We start from the raw sequence: 9,551 nt of genomic DNA on the forward strand, positions 1-9,551 counted from the left end.
TCCCCTCTCGAGGTAATATAGGTTACTAACTGAAAATGTGGGAGGAATAAAATGAACAAACAAGAAGGTTTCCGTCCCCTCTCGAGGTAATATAGGTTACTAACTGGTTTATGCATCGCAATACTTAAAACCAACTGGGTTTCCGTCCCCTCTCGAGGTAATATAGGTTACTAACCCTATATTTTGTACATAAATACCAGAAAACCACCATATCTTGTTTTAACAGCCCAAAAGTGGAAACTTCTTTGATTATAACATATTTTGAACCAAAAAGGAAGAACTGAGAGCTACTTGAGCAGTTCAAGTAACTCCTCATTCTTAACATCGTAATAGGAGAATCGTTCTTCTCTAATATCATAGTTGGACTGGAGGACATCCTTTAATGTTCCCAACAAGGCGCGCAATCTTTTTGAGCTAATTGCCTTTTTATCGATTTCAGCGAGACCATGTGCTAGACGATTTCTTTCCCCGTTAAAACTCTTCACTAATTTGATACTTTCCAGTAAAGACTCTTCCGCCTGATAAAATTCCAAAATATTGCTAAAAGACAAAAGGTTTAAAGTAGAAGTCTTGTTATAGACTCTTTCCTTGCTTTCACTCCCACGCTCCTTCTTCATCTCATGCTCCAGATAGTCAATGATAGCATCGGCATCTGGGTGCGACAGGTTTAGCTTGGGAAGATTTTCCTTTCTGACGATTAAGCCCGGATGTTCGGATTGGATTTTTTCTTCCAAGATATACTCTACCAAAGACTTCGCCTTGATGAGCACATCAGCGATTTGACCCCGGCGATTTAAAATATCAATCATCAGGTAATAGTTGAGAGCTTTAACAGCCTCTTGTCTATCCCCTTCCCGAGCCAAATCCTGTAAAATGGCCTGCTTTTCAAAAACATCAGTAACATTATTTAAAATATTGCATGCCTTGGCTCTTTGCGATTTAGAAAGGATCTTATTATTTTTTTCCTGCAAGATAGCCAAGGCAGCCGCATAATCATAATGCTTAATTAACTGACGCAGATAGCGTTTGACTAGAGACTGATTGAACTTTTCAGACTGGTCTTCTAAACTGCGATTTTCAAAATCTTCCTGATTGTCTTTATTGCCATCAATCAATTCCTCAATCGGTAGTTCTGCGGCTGGATTAAAAGGTCTGTTGGCTGATTTTTCAGGAGTAGCCACCTGCACCGCCCGAATGTTGTAATTATTGATGCGATTGACCGCAAACATGGCGGAAATAATCTGCGGTGTAGCAGACGAAAGGTTCAAAATCAGTTCATCCTCATCGCTCAGATAACGCTCAATAATCTGAGTGATTTCTGCGTACATTTTGTCAAAAACATAGACTTCATCGTTTTTAAGGATTGTTGGATCAATCAGAATTTCTGGATTGTAGCCGTCAATAGATTGCAAAGCTGCTTGGATCCGGTCTTTTTTTACCAGCATTTCCTCACTGTAAATCAAGACCACCCTGTCCGGTCTATAAATGCGACTCAGATGCAGGAGAGCTCCGTCGTGATTTTTTGTAATTGGGTCGGTCGTCCCGACAGCAGAGATTAAAATCTTCATCATATCGTCCTAACTTAAATCTTCCAGTAATAGCTTATTCATGTCGTCATAAAAGGCAAATAGCTTCCTTTCAAAAGGATACCAGTCCTGAATCAGGTCTTTCAGGGATTTCTGGGCTACTCTCAAAAGTTTAACATCTTCTTCTTTCAGAGGATTGAGACTGTGAGCGACTGCATTTCTGGACTCATTCAGATCCAATATAGGTTTAATCTGTTTTAAAAGCTTCCACTCCTGTCTCTTCTTGAGAATTTTTCTGAAATCCCAGATAGTCAGGTATTTGGGCTCATCTTCTTCGATACCTTGCAGTTCCTGAGGATAATGTCTTTGGATATAATCCTCCAGCATAAACTCAGCCAGTGACTTGGTACGAATAAAACATTCCATCACATTACCTCTTTTGACTTGCAGGTCAATGGTCAGATAAGCATTTAAAACCTTTTTCTCGGTTTCACCCAGTTTCCTTTTGGCCAGCCGCTTCGGTACATCCTGGATATCAAGGGAGGATACTAAATTACTCAGTTCTTCCCTGACTCTTTTCAGCTGATCAGTAGAGGCCATTTGATGGATAACTTTCAGGGCTGCCTTGTAGTCATGATTCTCAATCAGAGTACGAGCGGTACGCTTTAAGATAGATTGTTTAAACTTTTCTGACTGATCCTCAACTGTCCGATCCACAAAATCCGGTCTATTATCTTCATTAGTCTCAATCAGTTCATCAATATCCTCCTCATTATCATGACCGCAGCCTTCGTTGGATGAATTAGTAGGATTGACCACCTGGACAGCCCTGACATTGATGTCATTAAGGCGATTTAGGATGAACAAAGCAGCTTTCATCTGAGGCGTTCCGCTGGACAAGTTTAAAATGAACTCATCTCCTGTATTTAGATATTCCTGAAGAATTTTCCAGATTTGGTCGTACATGACATCAAAAAGAAATACTTCTGAATTTGGAAATACTGAGGGATGCGGAAAAATTTCAGGATGATAATCCTCAGATATAGACTGAATGGCTTGAGTAATCCTGTCGTTCCTTTCAACTGTACGTTCAGAATGCAAAATAATAACCTTATCGGGACGATACTTCCTTACGATATGAAGTAGGGAGCCATCATGAAAAGCCCGAATGGGATCTGTATCTCCAACTGTCGAAATTACTATTTTCACACTTTTACCTCCTGAATAATGAAATTGGCCTTACCCATTTCATACAGATTTTCATTATTTTTGACCAGTTTTCTCTCCTGACCTTTGACTAAAAATGATTTATTCTTAGCTCTAGTTAGTTTGAGAACACCTTTTCCAATCATTTTTGTTTTTAAGCGATCGTATCTCTTTTGCAAAATCCCATTAGCTTGTTTGAAAATGGTCTTGGTCCAGGCTCCGCTGCCGGCCCCAAGATAAATAGGATATTGAACATTGTCTTGAATGTATTTTTCAGAAAAATCGTTTAAAAAGAACTCTTTATAGCTCTTGTAAAAGTCAAAGGAAAGCTGCCCCAGACTTCTCATCATGCTTGCTGCCCTTTCAGTTGTAGTGGTAATGGTAAATTCTGCTACAGTAAAGGGCGGCAGAGCCTCCCGATAGAGAGGAAGAGCCCGTAGCTTATCTCCTGATTCTTTACTGGACTTGTCCAGTTTTTGAACTAGAATGATATCTTCATTCTTAAAATCAATCCCATTGATCTTAAGGGACTGACTGTCGCTGACCCGAATTTCGTTAAAAAGATCGTCGAAATCTTTACCAGGTTTTGCCCCCCAAGGGACGACAGTTTTATCTTCCTTTTCCTTTCCCTTGCGTCCAGTCGCAAAATTAGCCTCTTTCCATTCGGGATGGGAATTTAAGAGAATAGTACGAATAGCCCCTTTGAGACTGGAACCAGGAATATAAGGCTGACCAAAACCATCGCGGACAATCTTAGAAATCTCATTGAGAGTTCCTAGACTAGATTTATCATTTTCATAATCACTTTCTTTAATCTTGTAACCACCAAAGTTTCTGTCTTTAATGCGGTTGTCATAGGTAAAAGAGACCAGACGGTTGTTTACAGCCCTCTTCCCATGCTCCATCAGAAAGGCTTCGAATTTACGGTCTAGACCTTTGGCTACCATACTAGCATAGAATTTTCCCATATCCGGGAAATAAAAGCTATCATTTTCATAGATAAACTCCCGACTGGTGTACTTTTCTCCACTTCCGATATGAACCGGAGCCATGGTACGCAGCGTGAATTTAAATGTTTTATAATCACTCTTCATCCTAGACCTCCAGTTTGTAAAATAGCGGTTTGGCAAAGTTTAACACAGGATGCGGGAATCCTTTCGGTCGGACATCTACTATCTGTCCTCTGAAGGTTTCAGAGAATGTTGAACCTGCCTTAAACTTATACAGGTCCTGCTTACGGTAGTTGGATGCTTCGTTCGTGCTAAAGGCAAAGCCGCTGGACTTGGAAAGCAGATAATGACTCTCGGTCATGGCTGCTTCCAAGTCCTCATCCATGGGCAGGGAACTTGTCAAAAGCATGACTCCCCTATCAAAAGATTGGGTCAGTTTTCGGGCCAAGTCACTCGGCAAATCATGAATTTCTAAATCAAAGCGACCGTAACCACTGCTTCTTTTCCCCCCGATACCGGAATACTGAAGCCCGGTCATCAAAAGATCAAAGAGCTGGCTTTGCTCAGCAATCACATAGAGTTTGCTGTCTTTTTCATAGGTCTTTGTCCCAACCTGGAACAAACCACCCTCTTTCAAAGGCTGATTCTTGGTGACAAGACTGGATTTTGCAAAAACTTTCGCTTCCAAACTATGCCCATTTAGAAAGTTCTCAAAGTCTGACAGACTGACATAGTTTAATTTTTTTGATTTTTTAGCCTGCTGGCGCATTTCCTGAACATCCAAATCCTGAGGTAACTTGTCCGGACTTGGATAGCCGATTGGCTTAGGCAGAAAGGGGGCCCCTTTGAAGGGAAAGGCATCTGATAAAACAAAACTCTTCCGATTTGCCAGCTCAAGAAAATCATCCAACTTATCCGCTTTAATGGCCTCTAAGACCAAGGCGGAAAAAAGGCGATCGGCAAAAAAGGTCAGACTGCCAGTATCCAGTTTCCCACTTCCAAAATGAGCGGATTGGAAATCCATCATATACATCTTGTAGGTCATATCAGACCTCCGTTTTTAATAATTCATTCAACTGACCTTCATCATACTGACCAAAGACTGTCTGAGCCTGAAGGTCTTCAAAGACAACTTTACCGTATCCGCGACTTCCAGAACCGCCCAGATAATCAAGCTCCAAGAGCTTCAAACCGTCAACAATAGCCTGAATATCCTCGTTAACCTCACCCGCAGACTTGTCATTGATTTCATAAATCAACTCGAAACCAAAGCGACTCTCCCGGATAGCGCGTTCAATCTGCCGTGGATTGGCTACTGCAGTAATTCGGTCGATGGTATTTTCAAATTTGACCTCAGTATAACTCTTGGCCCCCTTGGCATCAAGGTCATCTTTGTTCAGGAGAAAGGCATCACGGAAGATGAGGCGGCCGATTTTATAATCTTTTGAATCGTGATTTCCGAAGAGACGGCTGAGTACTTCTCCGTCTTCTTTAGGAGACTTAGCGAGTTTATCATTATAAACACGAGCCAGGAGGGTTCTCATTTTTCCCTTGATACTGGAACCAGGAATAATTGGAAGATTGGTGATTGGATCTTTGATAACAGGAGAGTCCGTGGCTCCAATAGCTGCAAAGGCGTTGCTGGTACCGATGTGCAAGCCTGTTTCCAAGCGAATCTGAGCAGTAATTTTCACTTTTGCGTATGTCATATTAATCTTTCCCTCCATAGAATTTAAAATAGGCAACCAAGGCTTCCATATAGCGGCAGAAACGCTGCAGCGTTTCCTTATTAGAGACTTCTTTGAGAGCTTCTAGTATCTGAGCCTGCTGAACCAAATCTTTTACTGCAAATTCTCGACCTGACTGATAGACGAACTGAACTCGCAGATAAGCAATCTTATCCTGCAGGTCGGGGTAGCCTTTTACATTGCTTTCATCAAACAATGCACTTGTCAAACTCAGCAAGTGGCGAATCTTGCTGGTAGTCAGCAAGAAGGCATCAGGATTTCTCCTATCCCGATTATTTCTTTTTAATGATTTGATTGCCGCCTCAGCCTTGTCCACATAGTTGTCATCTGTTAAAATTGCCATTCCTTAATCCTTTCTAATTTCATAAATATAGAGTAAGAGTGCCATTTCAGCTTCTTGTCGTTCTTGTTCACCGCCTGTATACCAAGCCCAGAAAATGTTTTTAAATTCTTTGAACTTTTCTTTTTCCTCCTTGGAAGCAGCATCTTCCAAGCGAGCCAGCAGATAAGCCAGACGGGCTGTATTCAACTTATCATAGGCTCTCAGAAGCTCAATCAAACGATAGATAAAAGCTTTGCCTCTCTCATCCTGTGATTTGAAATACTTGCGAAGCTGCACCAGCTTGCTTTGATAGACACCTTCGATAAACTGGTCAAACTTAAATGTGAAATTTCGTTCAAAGAGCGTGATACTGTCTTTCCCGTTCGACTTAGCCGCTTCTTCCAAATCCCCAGAATCCTGGGCCATAAGGTGAATCGGTGTCTTATCCGGATAAAGACCAATACCTGCCGATAGAGTCAGTTTACCATTGGTCCATCTGAGGAACTGCTGGCGAAACTCCACTGTAAAAGCAATAATATCTTGCCAGGAACCTAGAGCAAAGACATCATCTCCACCAGCATAAATAACTGTCAGCCTCTTTCCTTGGGCAAACTGATGAATATAGTACTTGAAGAACAAACTCATCTTCTGTGAAAAGATAGCTGACCGAGCAAAGGTTGAAAAGCGCCCATGCTTCTGACTGGTAAAACCAGCCATAAAAGCAGCACCCAAATCATCCACATCCAACCGAACAACAGCCAAACGTTTAATTCCCTGCTTTGTTTGACTGTCTCTAGATAGACCAGCATAGTCATATATCTCAGCTTTTGTACCATCATCTTTGATAAAGTTATAGTTACCGACAAAGACTGGTGTGGCTACAGTGTCATCTGACCACTTATTTTTCACATAGAGTTTACCTGGATCTTTGCCAATGTCTTCTTTTTTCACAGCTTTCAAAACTGCACCCGGTCCAATAGGCAGACCAGACTGACCGTCAGAGGCAACCTGGAAATAGTCACTGTCAATCTCTTTGGCAAATCTGCTCAGTTCCTGACATACTATACACAAATCATACTCTTCATCTTCACCATAATGGACTGTTTTGATTTTCTCAACAGAATGACAGATGGCACACTCGCGTTCAGAACTCCTGCCCCCCTGATTTAAAACCCGCAAACTAGCAGTATCATAACGAGACAGCTTCTTCTCTGAAATCATACGACTGATGCCTTGGTAGATTTCTCGATAGTTTTTCAGATAGTCAGATCCAGAATAGGTATCGACCATGATCTCAGCAGCTGAAAATACCTTCCAGCCAAAGGCCACATAGAGACCTGTTTGAAAATGTTCCAAAAAGAACTGATTAAAGGCTTTTTCAAATTCCTTTAGCTGACCGATAGTTTGTTCGGTATTGGCCAAGATGAAATAGGCATGTCCGCCACCAACATAGAGGGCATTAGCACGTGAAAGCTCTAATTGTTCCAAGAGGCTGTCCACGATATGCTCACTCATAAAGTCCAGATAGAGACTGCGAGCCTTGAGCTGTTTGGCCGCCCCCTTACTGGCAATGTTGTAGATAAAGTCTTGAATTCCTGATAGGTCAAAACTCGACAACAAAAGACTTTTTGACTCATAAAAGGTAGACACATCGTCCAGCAAATGATCCTGCTGGCTTTCTTCCAGATAATCATAAATAGCAGCCGCGAAGCCCGCTGTGAGCCTGCTGTGTTCTGCTAGAGAAATATCTCCTAACTCCTTATCCCCAGGAAGCAGAGGAAGCGTTGAAAAGAAATTCTGCCAAATATTGAAGAAAACAGAAAGATTTGCTTCATCCAAGGTTAAACCGTTAAAACTCTCAGCCAACTCCTCCAATAACCTTTGGTAGTCTAATTGATTAATAGGACTCTCTTCCCGACTCGCAATAGAGAGCTTGCTTTCATCAGGCAAAATACTAAACTTCTGATAGCGTTGCTGCTTTTCTTCTTTAAAGACATTAAAGATATCAGCCAAGGGCTTAAAAAGTTGATCAGAAGACACCTTCCTCTGCTCAGGTACTCCGCTAGCAATGCGGTCTGCCAGAGCAATAATCTTGTCTGCCCTGCTGTTTTCCTCGAGTGTCAGCTGTGGCAGTCCCTGTAGCCAATCTTTCCCTGCAGCCAAACTTTCATCAGATCGGCCTTGCAAACGGCTAACTAAACGACCGCCATTGTGAAACAAAGCCTTGTAAATTAAATCAAGCTTTTCTTTCTTCAATTTTCATCCCTCCCATTCCTAAACTGCACTTAGTACCAACTCCCGAAAATTCTCCAAATCTCAACAGCATGTGAGCATAGGCCTTCAAAGACGATGCTCCTTGGATACGAATCGTTATCTTGCCTCGAAAGGCGGGGTGCTTTCGTCCATGAATCGGAAAATAGTGACTTTTCAGTTGATAACTACTAATCCAGCTATGATCTGTCAAAAATTGTAAGGTTTCCTCATCTATCTCTGATTCTCCTTCAACCAATCGGCTGTATTTTTGCATGAGACTTTGAAAAATCAAGCGCGTATCTGGAAAAAGCACAAACTGTCCCTGCCGTTTAAAGGTCGTTGGAGTGTAAAAATGAATATGTGCGATAGGACTAGGATCATCCTCCCGAAAAATTTCCAATAAGGTCTCTTGTGATAAAGTCTGAATCTCTATTCTCTTTACAGATATGGCTCCTGAGTAAGTATCTAACTGAATCTCTTCTAAATCCAGAAGCTGAGGCAATATCTTCTCTTCTGCTTCTTGGGTAAGTAGATTGACCGTCCATATCGTTCCTTCTCTCGTGGATAATAGATTTAAAGAGTAGGGATTTGTCTCTTGTTCATGAAGAAAATCCACAAAATCCTCCGAAATCTGGCTCATTAGAAATCCTTGCAACTTAGATACTAGAGCATCGTCTCTTATTTCAACGTTTGATAAATACAATTGTACTTTCTTCACATTTCTAACCTTCCTTACTAAAAAAGCACCCCAAAAAGTGAAAGTATTTTTCACCAGTTAAGGGCGCCCTCTCTGTTTATCAGAACTATTCTTTACAATCAATATATTAGCATAATATGAAAGCGTCGTCAAGTATCTGTGCGAATTTCATGTAAAAAATCCCCTCTCGAGGTAACATGGGTTATTAACTTAAAATCCTTTGCAGCTTGCGCAAACACAGAACGAGTTTCCGTCCCCTCTCGAGGTAACATGGGTTATTAACTAATAGTATTGCTCGTAAGATGATTTCTAAAGAGTTTCCGTCCCCTCTCGAGGTAACATGGGTTATTAACTTTGTGTGAAGTTGGTTTATATTGGAAAGGTGCTTGGGTTTCCGTCCCCTCTCGAGGTAACATGGGTTATTAACTAATAGTATTGCTCGTAAGATGATTTCTAAAGAGTTTCCGTCCCCTCTCGAGGTAACATGGGTTATTAACATTGACAGAAAGAAGGATATCATGAAACAAATTATGTTTCCGTCCCCTCTCGAGGTAACATGGGTTATTAACAAGAAGAAGGAACAATTTGGCAACTTGCTGCTAAAGTTTCCGTCCCCTCTCGAGGTAACATGGGTTATTAACATATGAACATCATCTATAATAAATGGGAAGGTCAGTTTCCGTCCCCTCTCGAGGTAACATGGGTTATTAACTAATAGTATTGCTCGTAAGATGATTTCTAAAGAGTTTCCGTCCCCTCTCGAGGTAACATGGGTTATTAACCGAAAAAAAGAAAGTAAAATCGAAAACATGACTTGTTTCCGTCCCCTCTCGAGGTAACATGGGTTAT

8 protein-coding genes and 1 CRISPR repeat array are annotated in these 9,551 nt (G+C 41.3%); all 8 genes read right to left on the reverse strand.

From position 1 onward, the window contains the following. Window positions 1-287: 287 nt before the first annotated feature. Genes csm6 through cas6 form a run of 8 tightly spaced genes read right to left on the reverse strand, consistent with a single transcriptional unit; the run spans window position 288 to window position 8,723 of the window. Entirely contained in the window at window positions 288-1,571 is a 1,284-nt protein-coding gene (csm6, locus tag HMPREF3249_RS07645; RefSeq protein WP_230323968.1) for a type III-A CRISPR-associated CARF protein Csm6, read from the reverse strand. A 6-nt stretch (window positions 1,572-1,577) separates the two neighbouring features. Further along, window positions 1,578-2,735 (reverse strand): type III-A CRISPR-associated CARF protein Csm6, encoded by a 1,158-nt coding sequence (locus HMPREF3249_RS07650; RefSeq protein WP_070496952.1) that lies wholly within the window; start codon window positions 2,733-2,735, stop codon window positions 1,578-1,580. Then, window positions 2,732-3,826: a type III-A CRISPR-associated RAMP protein Csm5 gene (gene csm5, locus HMPREF3249_RS07655; RefSeq protein WP_070496949.1), complete on the reverse strand. Its 1,095-nt coding sequence runs from the start codon at window positions 3,824-3,826 to the stop codon at window positions 2,732-2,734. Before csm5 ends, HMPREF3249_RS07650 begins: the two co-directional genes overlap by 4 nt. A 1-nt stretch (window position 3,827) precedes the next feature. Then, window positions 3,828-4,727: a type III-A CRISPR-associated RAMP protein Csm4 gene (csm4, locus tag HMPREF3249_RS07660; RefSeq protein ID WP_070867554.1), complete on the reverse strand. Its 900-nt coding sequence runs from the start codon at window positions 4,725-4,727 to the stop codon at window positions 3,828-3,830. 1 nt (window position 4,728) lies between these two features. Continuing rightward, the gene (csm3, locus tag HMPREF3249_RS07665; protein ID WP_070496943.1) at window positions 4,729-5,391 is read right to left on the reverse strand and encodes a type III-A CRISPR-associated RAMP protein Csm3; all 663 of its coding nucleotides are present in this window, start codon (window positions 5,389-5,391) and stop codon (window positions 4,729-4,731) included. 1 nt (window position 5,392) lies between these two features. Continuing rightward, window positions 5,393-5,773, reverse strand: a complete 381-nt coding sequence (gene csm2 / locus HMPREF3249_RS07670; RefSeq protein WP_022527060.1) for a type III-A CRISPR-associated protein Csm2 — start codon at window positions 5,771-5,773, stop codon at window positions 5,393-5,395. Window positions 5,774-5,776: 3 nt separating this feature from the next. Further along, a complete protein-coding gene (gene cas10 / locus HMPREF3249_RS07675; protein ID WP_070496940.1) occupies window positions 5,777-8,008 on the reverse strand; it encodes a type III-A CRISPR-associated protein Cas10/Csm1 in 2,232 nt (743 codons plus the stop codon). Beyond that, window positions 7,989-8,723 (reverse strand): CRISPR-associated endoribonuclease Cas6, encoded by a 735-nt coding sequence (cas6, locus tag HMPREF3249_RS07680; protein ID WP_070496936.1) that lies wholly within the window; start codon window positions 8,721-8,723, stop codon window positions 7,989-7,991. Before cas6 ends, cas10 begins: the two co-directional genes overlap by 20 nt. A 152-nt stretch (window positions 8,724-8,875) precedes the next feature. Then, a CRISPR array of direct repeats spans window positions 8,876-9,550; the repeat unit is 32 nt; unit sequence GTTTCCGTCCCCTCTCGAGGTAACATGGGTTA. The last annotated feature ends 1 nt before the right edge of the window (window position 9,551 follow it).

The sequence above is a fragment of the Streptococcus sp. HMSC36C04 genome (assembly GCF_001839535.1).
GTDB lineage: Bacteria > Bacillota > Bacilli > Lactobacillales > Streptococcaceae > Streptococcus > Streptococcus hominis.